The sequence below is a fragment of the Albidovulum inexpectatum genome (genome assembly GCF_002927635.1).
Taxonomy (GTDB): Bacteria; Pseudomonadota; Alphaproteobacteria; order Rhodobacterales; family Rhodobacteraceae; genus Albidovulum; species Albidovulum inexpectatum.
On record NZ_PRDS01000004.1, the window covers coordinates 238633 to 257879 of the forward strand.

18 protein-coding genes are annotated in these 19247 nt (G+C 67.1%); 2 read left to right on the plus strand and 16 right to left on the minus strand.

The window, feature by feature from the left end; genetic code table 11:
• Window positions 1-74 precede the first annotated feature (74 nt).
• The 6 genes from LV82_RS08195 to LV82_RS08220 form a co-directional block, all read right to left on the minus strand.
• Window positions 75-2045 carry a tripartite tricarboxylate transporter permease gene (locus LV82_RS08195; protein WP_104070677.1) on the minus strand — a complete coding sequence of 657 codons (1971 nt, stop codon included), beginning with the start codon at window positions 2043-2045 and terminating at the stop codon, window positions 75-77.
• Window positions 2046-2141: 96 nt separating this feature from the next.
• Window positions 2142-3089 carry a Bug family tripartite tricarboxylate transporter substrate binding protein gene (locus LV82_RS08200; RefSeq protein ID WP_104070679.1) on the minus strand — a complete coding sequence of 316 codons (948 nt, stop codon included), beginning with the start codon at window positions 3087-3089 and terminating at the stop codon, window positions 2142-2144.
• Between the two features lie 46 nt (window positions 3090-3135).
• Complete coding sequence (locus LV82_RS08205) at window positions 3136-4146, minus strand: Ldh family oxidoreductase (RefSeq protein ID WP_211289183.1); 1011 nt, start codon at window positions 4144-4146, stop codon at window positions 3136-3138.
• Window positions 4133-5071, minus strand: coding sequence for a hydroxyacid dehydrogenase (locus LV82_RS08210; RefSeq protein WP_104070680.1), 939 nt, complete (start codon window positions 5069-5071; stop codon window positions 4133-4135). Before LV82_RS08210 ends, LV82_RS08205 begins: the two co-directional genes overlap by 14 nt.
• 7 nt (window positions 5072-5078) lie before the next feature.
• The gene (locus LV82_RS08215; protein ID WP_104070682.1) at window positions 5079-6260 is read right to left on the minus strand and encodes a UxaA family hydrolase; all 1182 of its coding nucleotides are present in this window, start codon (window positions 6258-6260) and stop codon (window positions 5079-5081) included.
• A gap of 13 nt (window positions 6261-6273) precedes the next feature.
• On the minus strand, window positions 6274-6564 hold the full coding sequence (locus tag LV82_RS08220) for a UxaA family hydrolase (protein WP_104070684.1): 291 nt from the start codon (window positions 6562-6564) through the stop codon (window positions 6274-6276).
• 129 nt (window positions 6565-6693) lie between these two features.
• On the opposite strand from LV82_RS08220, the gene LV82_RS08225 reads away from it, so the two are divergent.
• Window positions 6694-7404, plus strand: a complete 711-nt coding sequence (locus LV82_RS08225; RefSeq protein ID WP_104070685.1) for a GntR family transcriptional regulator — start codon at window positions 6694-6696, stop codon at window positions 7402-7404.
• Between the two features lie 148 nt (window positions 7405-7552).
• Window positions 7553-8218, plus strand: a complete 666-nt coding sequence (locus LV82_RS08230) for a DUF3047 domain-containing protein (protein WP_245873121.1) — start codon at window positions 7553-7555, stop codon at window positions 8216-8218.
• A 23-nt stretch (window positions 8219-8241) separates the two neighbouring features.
• Here the strand turns inward: LV82_RS08230 and LV82_RS08235 are convergent, their stop codons facing one another.
• The 10 genes from LV82_RS08235 to LV82_RS08280 all read right to left on the minus strand — a co-directional run bounded on the left by LV82_RS08235 (window position 8242) and on the right by LV82_RS08280 (window position 19177).
• Window positions 8242-9240 carry an aldose epimerase family protein gene (locus LV82_RS08235; protein WP_104070688.1) on the minus strand — a complete coding sequence of 333 codons (999 nt, stop codon included), beginning with the start codon at window positions 9238-9240 and terminating at the stop codon, window positions 8242-8244.
• On the minus strand, window positions 9240-10331 hold the full coding sequence (locus tag LV82_RS08240) for a Gfo/Idh/MocA family protein (RefSeq protein ID WP_211289184.1): 1092 nt from the start codon (window positions 10329-10331) through the stop codon (window positions 9240-9242). Before LV82_RS08240 ends, LV82_RS08235 begins: the two co-directional genes overlap by 1 nt.
• A 2-nt stretch (window positions 10332-10333) precedes the next feature.
• On the minus strand, window positions 10334-11716 hold the full coding sequence (locus tag LV82_RS08245) for an L-fucose/L-arabinose isomerase family protein (RefSeq protein ID WP_104070690.1): 1383 nt from the start codon (window positions 11714-11716) through the stop codon (window positions 10334-10336).
• A 1-nt stretch (window position 11717) separates the two neighbouring features.
• A complete protein-coding gene (locus LV82_RS08250) occupies window positions 11718-12749 on the minus strand; it encodes a tagatose 1,6-diphosphate aldolase (protein WP_104070691.1) in 1032 nt (343 codons plus the stop codon).
• A complete protein-coding gene (locus tag LV82_RS08255; protein WP_104070692.1) occupies window positions 12740-13630 on the minus strand; it encodes a PfkB family carbohydrate kinase in 891 nt (296 codons plus the stop codon). Before LV82_RS08255 ends, LV82_RS08250 begins: the two co-directional genes overlap by 10 nt.
• A gap of 65 nt (window positions 13631-13695) precedes the next feature.
• Complete coding sequence (locus tag LV82_RS08260; RefSeq protein WP_245873122.1) at window positions 13696-14757, minus strand: TRAP transporter substrate-binding protein; 1062 nt, start codon at window positions 14755-14757, stop codon at window positions 13696-13698.
• Between the two features lie 29 nt (window positions 14758-14786).
• Window positions 14787-16373, minus strand: coding sequence for a TRAP transporter large permease (locus LV82_RS08265; RefSeq protein ID WP_104070695.1), 1587 nt, complete (start codon window positions 16371-16373; stop codon window positions 14787-14789).
• A 9-nt stretch (window positions 16374-16382) separates the two neighbouring features.
• Window positions 16383-16931 carry a TRAP transporter small permease gene (locus LV82_RS08270; protein WP_170063384.1) on the minus strand — a complete coding sequence of 183 codons (549 nt, stop codon included), beginning with the start codon at window positions 16929-16931 and terminating at the stop codon, window positions 16383-16385.
• A gap of 191 nt (window positions 16932-17122) precedes the next feature.
• On the minus strand, window positions 17123-17902 hold the full coding sequence (locus LV82_RS08275; RefSeq protein ID WP_104070698.1) for a DeoR/GlpR family DNA-binding transcription regulator: 780 nt from the start codon (window positions 17900-17902) through the stop codon (window positions 17123-17125).
• Window positions 17903-17977: 75 nt separating this feature from the next.
• Window positions 17978-19177, minus strand: coding sequence for a pyridoxal phosphate-dependent aminotransferase (locus tag LV82_RS08280; protein ID WP_104070700.1), 1200 nt, complete (start codon window positions 19175-19177; stop codon window positions 17978-17980).
• Between the last annotated feature and the right edge of the window lie 70 nt (window positions 19178-19247).

Genomic DNA, 19247 nt, shown 5'->3' on the forward strand with positions numbered 1-19247 from the left:
GCAGCGCTGGGGACCAGATGCCCGTTGTGGCGCCCTGTGTCAAGCAATGAATTGAAATTTCGCGATTCCGCAGGCTAGAACAGCCGCCCCGCCGGCAGCGGCACGGCCAGCAGGTCGCGAAACGCAAGCGTGAAGGCCAGGATCGCCACGGCGACGCTGACCGCCAGGATCAGCCAGCCCGATGGGCGGTGGGGGCGATACTCTGCTACCACCATCAGCGCCAGGCCCATCAGCAGCCCGGACGCCAGAAAGCCGATTTGCGGCACCAGCATGGCGGCAATCAGCATGACCAGCGGCAAGGCGATCCTGCGCGGCCACGACCCGCTGGATGGCTCATCCGTCACGATCCGCGCGACCAGCGTGCGCAAGGCCGCAAGCGCGCAGAAGACCAGCATCGCGATGGCGATCGTGCGCGGAAAGACGGCGGCATCTCGGCCCAGCCCGGCGGACTGGACCAGCGCCGTGATGGCAACCGCCGCCATGATTCCGATGGCGCCCAGGTCAAGAAGCACGCGGGCCCGGGACGGCGCTTCCTGCGCGGCCCGTGGCGCGGCCGGCCGCCGTCGCAGCCAGGCCGAGATGCGGGGCCAGAAGGGATAGATGAAGCCCAGGGCCGTCATCGCGATGATGGCCAGCGACAGCGGCCGGCCAAAGAACTGGCCGGGCAGATCGCCGATGGCCGATCCGATCGTCCAGCTCTGGACAAAGCCCTTTTCCGCGATCCGCCCCAGGATCAGGCCAAGGACGATGGGCGACACGGCAAATCCGCGCAGCTTGCACAGCCAGCCGATCACGCCCAAGAGGATCATCAGCAGCACATCCGACATGCTGTTGCGGATCGCGAAGGTGCCGATGACGGTCATGAAGGCCACCACGGGCACCAGCGCCGATTTCGGCGCGCGCACGATCGCGCCATAGGCAAAGCGGCCGATCAGCAGGCCGACGGGCAGCATCAGGACCGTGGCCAGGAACAGCCCGAAGATGAAGGTGTACACGATATCCGAGGCCCCGCTGAACAGGGCCGGGCCGGTGCGCACGCCCTGGACCAGCAGGGCACCCAGGATCACGGCATCGGGCGGGGTGCCCGGAATGCCCAGCACCAGCGTCGGGATGAAGCCGCCGCCGACGGTGGCGTTGTTGGCCGACTCGGTCGCGACGATCCCGCCGGGATTGCCCTCGCCATAGGGTGGCGGGCGCCGGTTCACGCGGCGAGCCTCGGAATAGGCCACCAGCCCCGCGATCGATCCGCCCGCCCCCGGCAACGCGCCGACCAGCGTGCCGATGGCCGAGCTGCGCAGGGCGTTGATGCGCTCGACCCACAGGATGCGCAGCGCCTCGGGCAGGCGGAAGCCGCGCGTTTCGGGGGGGTGCTCCAGGTGCCGGTCGGGTCGGGCGACAAGGTCGATCAGCACGGGAATGCAATACAGCCCGATCAGGGCCGAGACGACCTCGATCCCGCCCAGCAGGGTCTGCGAGCCAAAGGTGAACCTGACCTCGCCGCTGGTTTCGGACAGGCCGATCATGGCCATCAGGATGCCAAGGCAGGCACCGATCATGCCCTTGATGAAATCGCCCGTGGACAGGGCCGCGATCAGCGACAGGCCAAAGATGGCCAGCCAGAAATATTCGGTCGGGCCGAAGGCCAGGGCCGCACGCGCCAAAGGTGGTGCCAGAAGCAGCAGGGCCAATGCCCCGACAAGGCCGCCTATGACCGACGACAGGCATGCCACCGACACCGCAAGATCGCCGTCGCCCCGGCGCGCCATCGGGTAGCCGTCGAACGTGGTCCCGATGGCCGAAGGCGTCCCGGGCGTGTTCAGCAGGATCGCCGCATAGGCGCCGCCATAGATCGCGCCGGTATAGATCGCCCCCAGCAGGATCAGCGCGCTTTGCGGCGGCAGACCAAAGGTGATGGGGACCAGGACCGCGACGGCCATCGTCGCCGTCAGCCCCGGGATCGCGCCGATGATCGTCCCCGCGGCGACCCCCAACAGCGCAAAGACCAGGTTCAGCGGCGACAGGGCCGCAAGAAGATGCTCGATCATCGCAACAAACCATCGGCCACGGGGCCGCTCCCTGGATGGACCCTGCCCGTCAGAGGCATCCGGCACGCGCGTGGCGCGCCGGATGCGGTCATGCGCCTACTGGATCAGGCCGGCACGCTGCGCGGCGTTCAGATAGGTGGTCTTGCGTTCGGCCATGAAGGCGTCCATCGCCTCGCCATAGGGGATGTCGATCAGGGCAAAGCCCCCGTCCAGCATTCGCTGCCGGAATTCGGGATTGGCGTTGATCGCCCCGATCGCGTCCGAGACGGCCTTGCGCACCTCCTCGGGGGCGGATTTCGGGACCGCGACGCCACGATAGGCGCCCGAGACGAGATCATAGCCCAGCTCGCGGAAGGTCGGGACATCCGGGAAGGCGGGGTGACGCTCTTCCATCGCGACGGCCAGCATGCGTACCTGATCGCCCTGTGCCTTGCCCACGGTCGTATACCCCCATTCGGCCGAAACCTGGTTGCCCAGAAGGGCGGTTACCGCCTCACCCGTGCCGCCAAAGGCGACATAGGTCGTCTGGATGCCCGCCATTTCGTCGAACAGCAGCTGCGCCAGGTGGTTCGCCGAGCCCTTGCCCGAACCCGAAAACGTCACGCGGCCCGGATTTGCCTTGGCGTCGGCGACCAGATCCTCGAGCGTCTGATAGGGGCTGTCGGCGTTGACCACGATCGCGTCCGGCGTGAAGTGGAACATGTAGACCGCCGTGATGTCGTCGGTTTGGTAGCCGACATTGCCGCGCGCGGGCTGAAGGATGATATGGGGCAGGTTCACCCCCATGATGACCGATCCGTCGCCGGGCATCGTGTTCAGTTGCGACCAGCCCACCGCGCCGCCACCGCCCGGCTGGTAACTGATGACCAATTCCTTGCCGTAGAGTTCCTTGAAATAGGGCTGCTGCAGACGCGCGGTGATGTCGGATTCCCCGCCGGGACCAAAGGGGATGATGTATTGCACATCGCCCTGCGGCCAGTCCTGCGCGGCGGCGGCGCCGGCGATCAGCCCGAAGGCCGCCGCGGCAAGTGTCATGAGTTTCATGTCTTCCTCCCTGTCCTTGTTGTTCCTGCCCGACGGTCGCCTGTTGTCAGCCTGCCCGCAATTGCGCGATCTCGGCCATCAGATGCGCGGGCATCCGCAGCCCTTCGCTGCGGGCCCGCTCGCGCGCTGCCAGCCGCCTTGTGCCCGGCAGCCGCGTGCCATCCTGCGCAAGGATCGCGCCCAGCAGCACTTCGATCCTGTCGCAGAAATCCGGGGCTGTCACGCCCGGATCGAAGGCAAGGATCAGCTGGCCGACGCCCGGCGGCGGACCTTCGGCGTCGAAGAAGGACGAAGCCTCGAAGGAATGGTTCGCCCCGGTCAGCGTGGCCGAGAGTATCTCGACGATCAGCGCCAGCGCCGCGCCCTTGGCATCGCCCATGGGGATCATCGTGCCTTCCAGCGCGGCCCTCGGGTCGGTCGTCGGACGCCCCTCGCGGTCCAGCGCCCAGCCCTCGGGGATCTGCTGACCGGCCTTGGCGGCGGCCATGACCTTGCCGCGCGCCACCTTGGACAGCGACAGGTCGATGACCAGCGGCTCGCCCCTGGCGCGTGGCGCGGCAAAGGCGATCGGGTTCGTGCCGAACAGCGCCGCGCTGCCGCCCCAGGGCGCGATCGCCTTGGGCGCATTCGCGACCATCAGCGCGACCAGCCCCCTGCTCGCCAGCCTTTCGACATGCGCGCCAAGCTGGCCGCAATGGTGCGACCGCCGGATCGCCGCGCCGGCCAGCCCGGTTTCGGGCACAAGGCGCGCCAGTTCCTCGATGGCAAGGTCGATGGCCGGATAGGCAAAGCCGCTGGCCGCGTCGATCGCGATCATGCCGCCGCGCCGCGCGGCGACGACAGGGGTCGCGTGACCGTCGACCTTGCCCGACCGGACCTGCGCGGCATAGGCCGCGATGCGGGAAAATCCATGCCCCGCCTGCCCGTCGGCCTCGGCCGCGACAAGGGCGCGGGCCACGCTGCGCGCCGCCGCCTCGGCCGCCCCGCTGGCCCGCAGCACGTCGGCGATCAGCTCTTCGGCCTCGGCGATCGACAGGATCGTGTCATCGGTCTGCACGCGCCAGCTCCTTCATGACGTTTTCAACTGTAACGCGGCTGACGCGGATATTGGCCTCTTGCGTCACGCCGGCGATGTGGGGTGTCAGGATGATATTGGTCAGGCCGTCGAAGCGGCGGGCGGCCTCGGCTGTCAGCGGCTCGGTCTCGAAGACATCGAGCGCCGCGCCCGAGAGATGCCCGGCGCGCAGCGCATCGGCGAGCGCGGTTTCATCCACGATCCCGCCGCGCGCGGTGTTGATCAGCACCGCGCCGGGCTTCATCCGGGCAATCGCGCCCGCGTCGATCAGCTTGCGCGTGGCATCGGTCAGCGGCACATGCAGCGACAGGACGTCCGCCTCGGCCAGAAGCTCACGCGCATCGCAGCGTTGCACGCCCTGCCAGGCGGGATCGTCCGGCGGCAGGAACGGGTCATGCGCGGCCACCCGCATCCCCAATGCGCGTGCCCGCTCGGCCACCGCACGCGCGATCGCGCCAAAGCCGTAAAGCCCCATGACGCGGCCCGATATCTCGCCCCCCATCAGCTGCGTGCGCGGCCATTCCCCGGCCAGCATCGCCGCATGGGCGGACGGGCCGAACGCCCCGCGCACCAGCTGCAGCGCGGCCGAGATGACATATTCGGCCACCGCCAAAGTGTTGGCACCCGTCGCCGGGCAGACCGCAACCCCGCGCGCCTTGCAAGCCTGAAGATCGATATTGTCCAGCCCGACGCCCAGACGCCCCACGACACGAAGCCGCGGGGCCGCCTGCAGCAGCGCCGCATCCACCCGCGTGCGGTTGCGCACGATCAGGCCGTCCGCATCCGCGAGCCGCGCCAGAAGCGCGGCCCGGTCGTCGACCAGCGTCGGGTCGTAGACGACCTCGACATCCGGGCCAAAGCCCTTCAGCGCCGACTCGTCCATGAACTCCGAGATGACGACGCGCATCGCGCCCTCACGCGCTGCGATAAAGCTTGGTCATCGAGAATTCGCGATGTCCAAGCGCCTCTGCCGCCGTGTTCCGGCCGTTCGCGGTGCGCACGATCATGTCGATCAGCGCATCGCCCGCCTGGTCGATGGTCATCTCGCGGCGCAGGATGCCCGAGACATCGACGTCGATATGTTCGGACATGGTGCGCACGGTGCGCGGATTGGCGGTGATCTTGATGACCGGCACGATCGGGTTGCCGACGACGTTGCCCTGACCGGTGGGGAAGGTGTGGATCACGTAACCCGCCGCGGCCATCAGCGTGACGCATTCCGCCGCCGCCGAGGACGTGTCCATGAAATACAGCCCCGGGCCGGATTTCGGCGTCTCGGCCGGTTGCAAAATATCGATATAGCGCGAGGTCTTGCCGATCTTCTCGAGGTTGCCAAGCGCCTTTTCCTCGATCGTGGTCAGACCGCCCTCGATATTGCCCTTGGTGGGCTGGCTTTCGGACAGGTCGTCGGTCTTGTGGGCCTCGATCACCTCGTCCTGGTAGGCCTTCCACATCTTGTACCAGCGTTCGCCCACCTCTTCGTTGATCGCGCGCGCCTTGCAGATATGCTCGGCCCCCGTGATCTCGGAGGTTTCGCCAAAGACGCCATAGATGCCTTCGGGGATCAGCTTGTCATACATGTTGCCCACCGTCGGGCAAGAGCCAAGCCCCGTGGTGGTGTCGCTTTCGCCGCATTTGGTCGAGATCCACAGCTCGGACAGCGGCACGTCCTCGCGCTGCAGCTCGCTGGCCCAATGGACGAATTCCTTGGCCTTCCAGCTGGCCTGGCGGATCGTCTCCAGATCGCCCTTCTGTTCGATCGACACGCCCCAGACAGGCTTGCCCGTCGCGGCGATGCCATCGACCACGCGCTGGGTCCAGCCCGGCTCGATCCCGATCACCACCACGGCGGCCACGTTGGGGTTGGCGCCGGTGCCGATGATCGTGCGGAAATGCAGGTCCAGATCCTCGCCGAATTGCAGGCGGCCATAGGCATGCGGGATCGCCAGCGTGCCCTTGATATTGTTCGCCACGGCCTCGCAGGCCGCGTTCGAGATGTCGTCCACCGGCAGGATCACCACGTGGTTGCGCACGCCCACGCGGCCGTTTTCGCGCCGATAGGCCTTGACCGTCAGGTCGGAATATTTCGTCGCCATGGTTGCGCCCCCCTTACCAGCGCTTGGTCTTCAGATTGTGCGTATGGACATGGCCGCCCTTCGGCACGTCCGCGACGATCCGGCCGATATCCTCGCCATACTTGATCGCCGTGTCCCCCGCCTTCAGGTCCTTCAGCGCGACCTTGTGGCCGATCGGCACATCGTCGCGGACGGTCAGGCGAAAGGTCGAATTGTCCGCCGTCACGCAGCACAGCATGTCGGTCCCGGCGGTCAGCCCCTCGACCACGACCACGCCGACATTGTCGGCATGATCGTGAACCAGCAGGTGCGGTATCTCAGACATCTTTTCGGCTCCCACGATTGAACGAATCTGAACCCATGGTAACGCAACTCTGTTCTTATACAAGCACTCTTATATAAGAATTGTGCATCAGGACTTGCGAGCGTCGCGTGTCAGGGTAAGAGTTTGCCAATGAACCAGACGAATGTGCCCCTGTATCGGCAGGTCATCGACGGCCTGATCCATCGCATCGCCAGCGGCGCCCTGCCGCCGGGATCGATGCTGCCCAGCGAGTTCCAGATCGGCGAGGAATTCGGCGTCAGCCAGGGCACGGCGCGCAAGGCGGTCAGCGAGCTCGAGGCGCGCGGCATCGTGCGCCGGGTGCAGGGCAAGGGCACGTTCGTGACGCTGCGGACGCCGAACGAGGCCCTGTTCCATTTCTTCCGCCTGCGCCGCCCCGATGGACGGCTCGAGACGCCCATCCTGCTGGACGAAGAGCTGCGGATACGTCCGGCCCGGGCCGACGAGCGGCGCCAGCTGGTCGATGCGCCCGGGGATGTCGTCGAGATCACCCGGATGCGCGCCCTGCCCGACGGGCCAAGGATTCACGAAGTCTCGGTCGTGCCGGTGTCGCTGTTTCCCGGCCTGATGGATCGCCGGCCCCTGCCGAACAACCTGTATGTCCTGTACCAGCAGGCTTACGGCATCGTCGTCCTGCGCGCCGAAGAGCGACTGAACGCGACCACCGCAGGGGCGGCGATGGCAGCGCGGCTGGGCTGCGCGCCGGCGGACCCCATCATGCAGGTCGAGCGCGTGGCCTTCGACGCGCTCGACCGCGCGATCGAATTGCGCAGCTTCAATTTCCGCTGCGACGGGTATCGCTATTTCGTGACCCTGTCCTGATCCCGGGCCTGACGTCGCGATGTCGCCGCACGCATCGGAGCCGCCGGTCACGATCTGTTCAACCCCGCGCCCCTTGCCGCAAGGGGGCTGCGGCGCCAGTATCCCCTTGCCAGTTGCCTGTGATGCGCCACAGCCCGGGAGATAGATCGTGCATCGACGCCAGATCCTGCGAATGACCTTGCTTGCCGCATGTGCCGCCTGCGTGACCGCCGGGCATGCGGGGGCGGCGCCGGTTTCCTTCGATGCGGGCTGGAAGGAACAGAAGTTCCGGCTGTTTTCCTCCAACACCTACAAGGCGCGCGGGGCGCGCCTCGACGTTATCTCGGATGGGACGGTTTCGATGCTGTGGCGGCCGGTGGACCGGGCGGACTGGTCTGCCCGGCGCGCCTCGTGGCGGTGGAACGTCACCCGGTCCGTGCCTGCGACCGACCTGACGCGGAAGGGCGGCGACGACCGCAACCTGGCGCTCTATTTCGTCTTTCTGCCGCAGGCCGAGGCCGAGCGTCTGGCCGGAAGCGGCTCGATCCGGTCGCTGTTGCAGAACCCGGAGGCACGGGTGCTGGTCTATGTCTGGGGCGGTGCCCATCGACGGGGACAGATCCTTCCCAGCCCCTATCTGGACAGGCGCGGCAAGACGGTGATCCTGCGATCGTCGGGCACGGGCAGCCATGCGGAAAGCGTCGATCTGGCCGCGGATCATGCCCGCGCCTTCGGCACCCCGCCGGGCGCGCTGGTGGGGCTGGCCGTGTCGGCCGACAGCGACGACACCGCCAGCGCGATCCGCGCGACGATCGAGCAACTGGAGCTGGACTGATCCCGGCCGGGCCGACGCGCCGCTCAGGACCGTTCGAAGATGAACTGGCTGTGCTGTTCGCTGGTTTCGCCGGGCCGCAGGACGGCCTGCGGCCAGCCGGGATGATGGATCGCGTCCGGCCAGACCTGCGGCTCGATCGCCAGGCCCGCATGGGGGCCGATCCGCCGCCCGCCCAGACCCGGCACCGGCAGATCGAACGGCGCGGCGTCGAAGACCTGCAGCCCCGGCTCGGTCGTGCGGATGCCCATGCGCAGGGCGCCGGCGCTCAGCTCGGCCACCTCGCGCAGCGGCAAGCGCCGGTCCGACAGGCAGAAATTGTGGTCAAGCCGCAGGCGCGCACAGACATCGCCCAGCCGCACACCCGCGCGCAGGTCGAAATCGGTGCCCTCGACGGCTGCCACCTGCCCGGTCGGGATCAGCTCGGCATCCACGGGCAGGTAATGATCGGCGGCAATGCGCAGGCTGTGGTTCAGGATGTCGGGCTCGCCCGAGAGGTTGAAATAGCTGTGTGGCGCGAAGTTGCACAGGGTCGGGCGATCGGTTTCGGCGCGAATGCGGATATCCAGGACGCCCTCGCCCGGCAGGGCATAGGTCGCCTGGACCCGCATCGCGCCGGGATAGCCCATCTCGCCATCGGCAAGCTCTATCGCAAGCGTCACGTGGGACTCGCCAAGATCGGCGATCCGCCACGGGCGCTTGCCCGTGCCCAGGCTGCCGCCATGCAGGTGGTGCTTGCCAAGGAAGTTCGGGTCCAGCCGGAATTCCTGTCCGTCCAGTTCAAAACGCGCACCGGCGATGCGGTTGGCGCAACGGCCCGCGATCGCGCCGAAATAGCGCGAATGGGCCGGGTAGTCCTCGAACCGGTCGAAGCCAAGGACCAGCGGCGGCTCGTGGCCCTGCATCCGCAGATCCTGCACCACCGCGCCCCAGGTCATGACGCGCGCCGTCAGCCCCCCGCCGCGCAATGTCACGCGCTCGACGATGGTCCCGTCGGGAAGCTGGCCGAATGCTTCGCGTGTCATCAGATCCCCCTCAGTTCGACCGCCTGCCCTGTCCGGGCCGATTCTTCGGCCGCCGCGCCCACCATCACCGACCACAGCCCGTCCTCGGCGCTGACCTCGGGCTGACCGTGGCCCCGGCGGACGAGGTCAAGGAATCGCTGATGCTGGTAGAAGGTCGAACCATGATGGTCGCCCGCGCGCAAGAGCGCGGGATCGACGGCGACCTCTTCGGCCCATTCGCGGCGGCTGGCCCGGTCGGCAATGGCGATCTGGGCGTGTTTCTCGCTCCCCTCGGGATCAAAGCGCAACGGGCCGGGCACGCGCGCCTCGATCCGCGCCTTCGGTCCGGTGACCGAGATCACCTCTTGCCAATGCGAGCCTTCGGCGAACATGCACAGGTCCAGCATTCCCCGCGTGCCATTGGCAAAGTCGATCACGACAAAGGCATTGTCGATGATGTCGGGCACCCGGCCGTCATAGCTTTCGTCGCGGTGGTTGACGTCCATCGCGCCCGAGGCATAGACCCGCACCGGGTCGGATTGCAGCACCAGCCGCATCAGGTCCCAGAAATGGCAGCATTTCTCGACCAGCGTTCCGCCGGTCCGGGCGGAAAAGCGGTTCCAGTCGCCGACCTTGTGCAGGAAGGGAAACCGGTGTTCGCGGATCGCCATCATCACCGGATCACCCGCCCGGCCCGCGCGCAATTCGGCGATCAGGCGCTGCACCGGCGGCATATAGCGATACTCCATCGCGATCCACAGCGGCGCGCTGCGGCCCCGCGCGGCGGCCACGACCTCGCGGCAATGCTCGACCGTGGTGCACATGGGCTTTTCGCACAGGATCGGCTTGTTGGTGGGCAAAAGCTGCATCAGCGTGGCGTGGTGGGCATCGTTGGGCGAGGCGATCAGGTACACGTCGCACAGATCGGCCGAGACCATCTCGCGCCAGTCGGCGAAGGCCCGCGCCGTGCCCCCCTGCTGGCGCAATGCCTCGGCCAGCATGGCGGCGTCCGGGTCGGCCAGCGCCGTGACCTCGGCGCCCTCCAGCAGCGCGATGTTGCGGATATGCTCCTGCCCCATCATGCCCGCGCCAATCAGTCCATAGCGGATCATGGTCAGATCTCCAGTACGGGAAGGTTCAGTGCCGCGGCGGTCTCGCGCAGGGCCGCGCGATGATCGCCATAGGCGATGCACAGGTGATGTTCCAGGCCGCCATCGATAAGGTCGGCCATGAAGCGGTCGGCGGGCCGGTCGGGCCGCAGAACGCCCGAGGTTCCGGTGAATGCCATCGGGCGGCGCAGCATCTCGGCCCCCGAAATCACCATCATCGGCCGCCCACCGGCCTGCGAGACGCGCATCAGCGTCACGCGCCCGGGCCGAAGCGGGAACTGATACAGAAGCGGCATCCGGCGATTGGTGTGGATCGTCGCCTCGGCCGGGGCCTCGGGGTCACGCATCGAGATCGGCGCCTGCCCGCAATGCCACACCACCGCCGTGCCGTCCTCGATGTCCACATCGACCAGATCGGTCAGGAAGACCGCCTGCCCGCCCGAGGCCTCTTGCAGGATCATCTGGCTCAGCGCGCCATAGGTATCGGCCTCGCAGGCACAGGGCACGCGCGCCTCGCCCAGCATCGACACCGGGCCGCAGACCGCGCCGCCGTATTCGGTGAAGGTTTCGGGCCAGCAGCGGATCGCAAAGGCGTCATAGCCGCCTTCGGCCCGCAGGTCCTGCAGCGCGGCGGCAAGGCGCAGCGAACGGTCGAGCTGGTCCTGGTCCACCGTGTCCAGCCCGGTCAGCTCGGCCCTGGCCCGCGCGCGGATCGGCTCCAGCCGCTCGGGCGCGGTGGCGCGGGCGCGTTCGAACAGGGTTTCCAGAGGCATCGCCTCGACCGTGACACCGGCCAGATCTGCCAGCGCGCGGGCGTCATAGCGGCAGGTGTCGAATCCATCGGGATGGGCGCCGATGCGCCCGATACGGCGGCCCGACAGCGCAGCGGCGATCCTTCGGCCAGTCTGGCCCACCGGGCCGGCGGGAACCGGTTCGGGGCGATCCTGCCCGCCCCGCCCGTGCAGCAGCGCGGCCATGTCGTCCCCGGTCAGGCTTTCGGGCGCGCCATAGGCCCAGTCGGGCGCAATACCCGACCGCCCCAGCGCATGGGCCGCAAGGTTCAGCCCGCAAAAGGCGTTCAGACGCAGCCGCCCGCCCAGCCGGGGTTCGGGCACCGCCCAGATCGCCACCGGCAGGCCCGTATTTGCGGCCTCGACCGCCATGCCCGCATCGGTGAATGTCACCTGAAGGATCAGGATCCGCGTGGCGCCCTGATCCACGATCCGGTCCAGCGCCGCGCGGGCCTCGGCCGCGTCCAGAAGCAGCTTCCGGGGGCCGACGAAATCCGCCCCGCTTTCGTCCAGCCGCGCCAGCATCGCGGCCAGGCGTTCCTCGGCATAGGGGACGTCGAAGGTGGGCCGACCCAGGGGAAGAAGTCCGATCGACACGTCAGGCCTCCAGTCCGGCATAGAGATGGCGGAATTCGGGGCCCTGCGGCTGGAAGACCGCGCCATCCGGTCCGTAGGCCGGGTGCCTGCGCCAATCGGCGGCGTGGGTTTCGGCCAGCGTCGAAATATCGTCCAGATAGGCCGCCGCATCGCCCTGCAGCCCGGCGCGGATCGCGTCCCAGTCGGGGTAATGCGCAAAGGCATCCGCCCAGATCGCCCTTCCGGCAAGAAAGCCCGAAGCGCCCGCGCGGAAAGCATGGGCCAGCACGTTGCGGAACGCGTCCTTGCCCGCGCCGGCCGACAACATCACCCAGGGGCGGCCCGCAAGGCGGCCCATCTCGTCGAACAGCGCCTGAACGTCGTTCGAGCCATCGGCATCCTCGGCATTGACCGGGCTTTCCAGCTTGAACAGATCGACGCCGTAATCGGGCCGGGCGAATTCCGCGACCGATTCCAGGACGTGATCTGCGCGCTTGGCCTTCATCTCGACATAGTCGCGGGTCTGGTGGGCGTCGGCGGCCAGCGGATAGACCAGAAGTTCCAGCAGATAGGGGATGTCGTGGCGCGCACAGGCCTCGCCCACGCGCTTGGCATAATCCTGCTGGGCGCGGCAGATGTCGGGGTCGGCATCCGGGCGGTACCAGACCAGCACCTTGACCGCATCGCCGCCCATCCGCTTGATCTTGTCCACCGACCAGTCGTCGATCGAATCCGACAGCCGCCCGCCGGGCGTTTCGCGGAACAACGAATCCTCCAGCGTCACGATCAGCCCCTTTTCGGGCGACAGCGCGTCGATCCCGTGCGGTATGGCGTAATGCGGGTCCAGCAGCATCGCGGTCGCGCGATCCTGAAGCGTCTCGATCAGCATCCGCTTGAAGCGCGCCACTTCGCCCCAGGGGGCTTCCTCCACGCCCAGATGGCGGGCGATCGGTTGCTTGATCGGGGGACGTTGATCGACGGCGACCATCTTGAAGATGCCGTTCTCGTCGGCCATTCGCCGCAGGCCCCACAATTTGCCGGGCGTCAGCTGCATGATGCGTTCTCCTTCAGGAAATGTTCGGTTTCGGTGCGCGTGGGGCAGCTCTGTGCGCCGCCGAAGGCGCGGCATTTCAGGGCGGCCACGGCGTTGGCGTGGCGGATGGCGGCGGACAGGTCGGCCCCTTCGGCAAGGCGCAGCGCAAGGGCGCCGTGCCAGACATCACCCGCACCCAGCGTATCGACGACGGGCACCGCGAAGGCGGGCAGATGCGCGACCCGACCGCCTTCGGCAAACCACACGCCGCGTTCGCCGTCCGTGACAATCGCGACGGCGCCGAATTCCGCCTGTGCCCGTTCCAGCGCGCGTTCGGGGGACAGATCGGGCGCATAGGCGCGCAGACCCTGCATCGAGAAGGCCAGATGCGAGGCGCCCTGCACGGCCTCGGCCTCGAAGGGGGCCTCGGCATCGACGATGGCGGGCACGCCCCAGGCCCGGGCGGCCGCGATCGCGGCGCGGGTCAGCGCGGGCCAGCGGTTGTCGGCCAAAACCGCCGCGGGCCGCGGCGCGGCCGACAGGTCCAGCGTCGGCGCAAGATCCTGGCCGCGGAAGTTGACGATCTGCCGTTCCCCCCGCGCATCCACGAGGATCGAGGAAAAGGACGACCGCGCGCCGGGGCGCATGTCGCACAGCGACAGGTCCACGCCTTCGTCCCGCAGCGCGTCATGGATCAGGCGACCGATCAGGTCGTCGCCCAGCCGCGCGGCCAGCATCGCCCGGCCGCCCTGGCGCGCGACCGCGATCGCGGCATTGGCCGCGCACCCCCCCACCGTCACGGTGGCGGCCTGGGCACGATATTTCTCGGCCCGGCGGGGCAGCTCGGCGACCTGCATCACGATATCGGCCACCGCCACGCCGGCGATCAGAATGGGTGTCATGGAATTGTCCGGCTTGTCCGTCCGGAGGGCGATGCCGCCCCCCGGGATTTCATGCGATCAGCGCCTTACTTCGCGGCAGCCGCGAATTCCGCGTCGATCTTCTGGGTGCATTCGGCGACAGCCGCGTCCAGCTTGTTCAGCCATTCTTCGCCATACTTGTCGATATACCACTGCCGCATGCCCGAGGTCGCCTGCTGGAAGGCGGCCTTTTCCTCGGCATTGGGCACATAGATCTGACCACCCTGAGCCTTGAAGGCTTCATAGGCCTCGATCTGGCGGCGCATCGGCATGGCGCGGGTGACGGTCTTGAGATGGTTCATCCCGTCAAAGACGATCCGCTTGATGTCGTCGGGCAGCTGCTGCCAGGCGACATCCGAATACCACCACAGCGCGCCCATATAGGCGTGACCGTCAAGGGTCAGGTATTTCAGGCCGGCCTCGGGGAACTTCATGTTCATGATGTCCGTGATGCCGTTCTTGGTGCCCTCGACCACGCCGGTGGCCAGCGCGGTATAGACCTCGGGCCAGGCGACGGGGGTCGGGTTGCCGCCCAGCTGGCGCACCAGCTCCTGCTGGATCTCGGCGGCGATGGTGCGGATCTTCATGCCCTTGATGTCTTCGGGCCGCTTGATCAGCTTGGTCGTGGTGGCAAAGTTGCGCCAGCCGCCGGTATTCGACACGACCATCAGGCGCATCGGGATGCCGGCCTGCAGCACGCCATCGCGCAGCTGATCGGTGAAGGGCCCGTCAAAGACGCATTCCGCGGTGCGATCGTCCTTGAACATGTAGGGCAGGTCCAGAACCTGGCCCGGGCCAAAGACATTGCCAAAGCCGCCGATCGTGGTGATGAAAACCTCGAGAATGCCGGCCTGCAGGTTTTCCAGGCATTCCTTTTCGTTGCCGCAGAACTGGCCGGATGGATAGATCTGCACCTCGACGGCGCCGTTCGAGACGCTCTCGACATAGTTCTTGAAGACCATCGCGCCGTCGTAATCCTCGTCATCCTGCGAGCCGAGGAAGGCGACCTTGATCGTGTAATCCGCCGCCTGCGCCGCGCTGGCCCAGCCGAAGGCGGCCTGGGCCGCGATCGCGGTCGCCGCCAGCACTCCCTTGAAATTGAGTTTCATCATGTCCTCCCTTTGATGTCGTTTCCGGGTCAGTTCCCGGTCCACCCCACCAATGCCTCGCACAGCGTGGCACCGGAGGGGCATCTGGCAAATCCCGCAAGCGCGGGGATCGTCATGGTCAGGCTCGGGAAATAGGTGATCAGGAAGATCACCGCGAACTCGACCACAAGGAACGGCAGGATCGCCTGCACGATCCGTTCAAGCCGCTCATTGGCCACCGAGGCCGCCACGAACAGCACAAGCCCCATCGGCGGCGTGGCCAGGCCCACCGTGACGTTGACGCACATCACGATGGCGAAATGCAGCGGATCGACACCCGCCTGTGTCATGATCGGGCCCAGAACGGGGCCCAGGATCAGGATGGCGGGGCCAGCATCCAGGAACATGCCCACCACGAACAGCAGGATGTTCACCAGGAACAGCAGGATATAGGGGTTGTCGGTCGTGTCGTTGATCAGGCCCGCGGCCTCGCGCGCAAGGCCCGAAACGGTGACCATCCAGCCGAAGGTCACGGCCGCGCCGACCAATAGCAGGATGATCCCCGACTGGATTGCGGTCTGGCGCAGCACGTCGGGCAGGCGCCGGGCCGTCTCTCCCCCGGCGATGCGCAGATCGGCCGACAATGCGCGGCGCGGCGGTTCGGCATGGGTTACCCCCCGCGCGGCCTTCGATGCGGTCAGCCGCCACAGGATCTCGGCCACCACGACCCAGCCCAGCGAAAGACCCGCGAACAGCCGGAAGCCCACGTAATCGGTGAAACCCGCGAACAGGAACACCGTCAGCGGCAGGATGTGCAGATAGGCATGGACGGGGCGCGAAACAAAGCGCGCCCAGGCCTCGGTGCGGATCAGGGCCGAGGCAAAGAGCGCATAGAAGGCGGCGACGGCAGCCGCCTCGGTCGGGGTATAGATGCCCGACAGGATGCCGCCCAGCAGCAGCACGGGCGTCAGCAGCGCCGGATAGGTCTCCAGAAAGGCAACCGACCGCTCCGACCAGCTGGCGCGATGGCTGGCCACGGGGTATCCGCGCCGGCGGCTCAGCCACGCCGTCAGCGCCATCAGCCCCAGACCCACCATCAGCCCCGGAACGAAGCCCGCCAAGAACAGCCCCGCGACCGAGACATTCATCACGAAGGCATAGAGGATCATGATGCCCGAGGGCGGAATGATCGGCCCGATCACCGACGAGGCCGCCGTGACCGCCGCGGCAAAGGGCCGGGAATAGCCGTTCTTCTCCATCGCCGGGATCAGCATCTTGCCAAGCGCCGAGGTATCGGCCACCGCCGAGCCCGACAGCCCCGCGAACAGGATCGACGACAGGATGTTCACCTGCGCCAGCCCGCCCCGGACATGGCCGATCATGGATTCGGAAAACTTCACGATCGACCGCGTGATGCCGCCGGAATTCATCAGCTCTCCGGCCAGGATGAAGAACGGCACCGCCATCAGCGGGAAGGAATAGATGCCGGTATAGACCGAACTCAGCAGCTTGGCGAAGAACAGCCCGTCCTTGCCGTCGATCACCAGCGACAGCGCGGGCGCCACCAGCAGCGCAAAGACCACCGGCATGCCGACCGCCATCAGGACGAAGAAGATCCAGAAGAATGCCAGACCCATGCCCGCCCCCTATTCCGGCTCGATCGGTGCGACATGCGGCAGGTCCGCCGCGTCAGAGCGGAAGATCAGCGCCCACAGGTCGCGCCCGATCAGCTCGACCGCGACCAGGACCATGGCGGCAAAGGCCACCGGCAGGATCATGTAGGGCCAGGCCCAGGGGATCGGCACGGTGTTGACCCTGATGCCCCAGCCGCGATCGACCAGCGCCAGGCTTTCCAGGAAATACCGCCAGATCAGCCACAGGATCAGCATGTTGATCACGACACGCAGCACCCGCAGCAGCATGGCGGGCAGGACGGCCGTCACCATCTCGATCGCGACATTCGCGCCGGTCCGGTAGGCATGCGGCGCCACGATGAAGGCGGTCGAGACCATCATGATCAGCGCGACATCCTCGACCCAGGTGATCGAGTCGTTCAGCACATAGCGAAAGAAGACGCCGGTCAGGACGATCCCCGTCATCAGCGCCACCAGCGCCATGGCCAGCCACAGACCGACCGCGGCGACGCTCCGGTTGAGCGCCCCCAGAAGATCGAGAAAGCGCAGTGCAGCCTGCATCAGGCGACCCTCCGACGCAAGGCCATGCATGCCCGACCGGGCGCGAAGGCCGGCCGCGATGCCCCGTGGGGCAGTTCGAGCAATCCGTCATGTGATCCCACGCCGTCCTCCCCTTGGCATGGATGCGCGATATCGTGCGCGAATTTTTCGATAGAGTTACCGAAACGAAAATACCTGTCAACGATTCCCGCTCATGCCGGAACCGGGTCGGACTCGACCAGTTCGACATCCTGGGCTTCGCACAGCGCACGGATACGCTCGGACCGGCAGCGGTCGGTGACCAGCGTATTAACTTGCCGCAGCCAGCCCACCACGACGGGCGCCGAGCGGTCGAACTTGGTCGAATCGACGGCCAGGATGACATGCTTGGCGCAGTCCATCATGGCGCGTGCGACGGCGGCCTCGGCCAGGTCGAAATCCAGAAGCGCGCCATCGGAATCGACCGCCGCCGCGCCGATCACGGCGATGTCGGCGCGAAAGCCCCGCAGGAATTCCAGCGCCGCCACCCCGGTCACGGTGCCGTCCGACCGGCGCACCGTGCCACCGGGAACCATGATGTCGAAATTGCCTATCGATCTGAGATCATTCGCGATTTCCAGGTTGTCCGTGATGATGCGCAGCCCGGTGCGCGTGGCCAGCGCCCGCGCGAAGGCGGCGGTCGTCGTGCCGCCGTTGATCATCAGCATGGTATTGTCGGGGATGCGCGCGGCAACGGCGCGGCCGATCCGCTCCTTGGCTTCGGCCTGAATCGTGCGCCGGATCTCGAAGCTGGTATATTCGGTGCCCGGCAGCAGGCTGGCACCGCCGTGAAAGCGCATCACCTCGCCGGTTTCCTCCAGCAGGCGCAGGTCACGGCGGATCGTCTGGGGCGTGGTGCCAAAGGCGGCGGCCAGATCCTCGACCAAAACGCGGCCCTCTTGCCGGATCTGGCTGAGTATCGCCTTCTGGCGCGCGTTGAAAGGTCCCGCCATGGGTTCGCTCCCGTCCGTTCGTTTTCCTTTTAGCGCGGAAAACGAAAATCTCAAAACGGGAATGCGGCCGATCGGTCAGCCCATGCGCCGCTCCAGCAGCTGGCGGATGCGGTCCAGCGCCTCGCGGATATTCTCGGCCGAGCTGGCATAGGAAAAGCGCAGGTATCCCTCGCCATGCGCGCCGAAGGACGTGCCCGAAACGGTCGCCACGCCGGCCTCCTCGAGGAACAGATCCTGCGCCTCGCGCGAGGTCAGACCGGTGCCGGTGATGTTGGGAAAGGCATAGAAGGCGCCGCCCGGTTCCAGGCAGCCTATCCCGGGCAGCGCGTTCAGCCCCTGCACGATGATGCGCCGACGTTCGTCGAAGCGCGCGCGCATTTCGTCCACCGCGTCCTGCGGACCGGTCAGCGCGGCGATGCCGGCGAACTGGGTTGCGGCATTGACGCAGGAATGGTCGTTGATGCACAGGCGCACGACATGCTCGACGCAGGATTTCGGCCAGACCGCATAGCCCAGCCGCCATCCGGTCATGGCATAGGTCTTGGACCAGCCGTCCAGCATGATCAGGCGGTCGCGCAGCTCGGGATATTGCAGCAGCGAGACATGCCGGCGGCCGTCATACAGCAGGCAGGAATAGATCTCGTCGGACAGGATCGCGACATGGGGATGGCGCATCAGCCCTTCGACCAGCCTGTCGATCTCGGCCCTGGGCACGACGCCGCCGGTCGGGTTGGCGGGCGAATTCAGGATGATCAGCCGCGTGCGTTCGGTGATCTGCGAAAGCACCTCCTCGGCCGAGAAGGCAAAGCCGTTCTCCTCGCGCAGGACGATCGGGACGGGCCGGGCACCGCTGTAGCGGATGACGGATTCATAGATCGGAAAGCCGGGGTCGGGATACATGATCTCGGCGCCGGGCTCGCCGAACATCAGGACGGCAAAGAACATCGTGGGCTTGGCCCCGGGCACGACGACCACGCAATCGGGATCGACCTCGACGCCATGGCGGCGGTTCAGATCGGCGGCCACGGCCTCGCGCAGGGCGGGCAGGCCGTTGGCGGGCGTATAGCCATGCGCCCCGTCGCGCAGGGCGCGGATCGCGGCCTCGACCACGTGGTCGGGCGTGCGGAAATCCGGCTGACCGATGCCCAGATTGATGATGTCGCGCCCCTGCGCGGCCAGTTCCTGCGCCCGTGCCAGAACGACAAAGGCCGATTCCGTTCCCAGCCGCGACAGGCTGGCGGCGAATTTCAGATCCGCGCCGGATGCCGTGTTCATCTTCGCTCCCCCCTGATGGTCTTGTGGTCACTGTTAGACCACGAAAGCGGTGCAGATAAAGGCCCCGGAT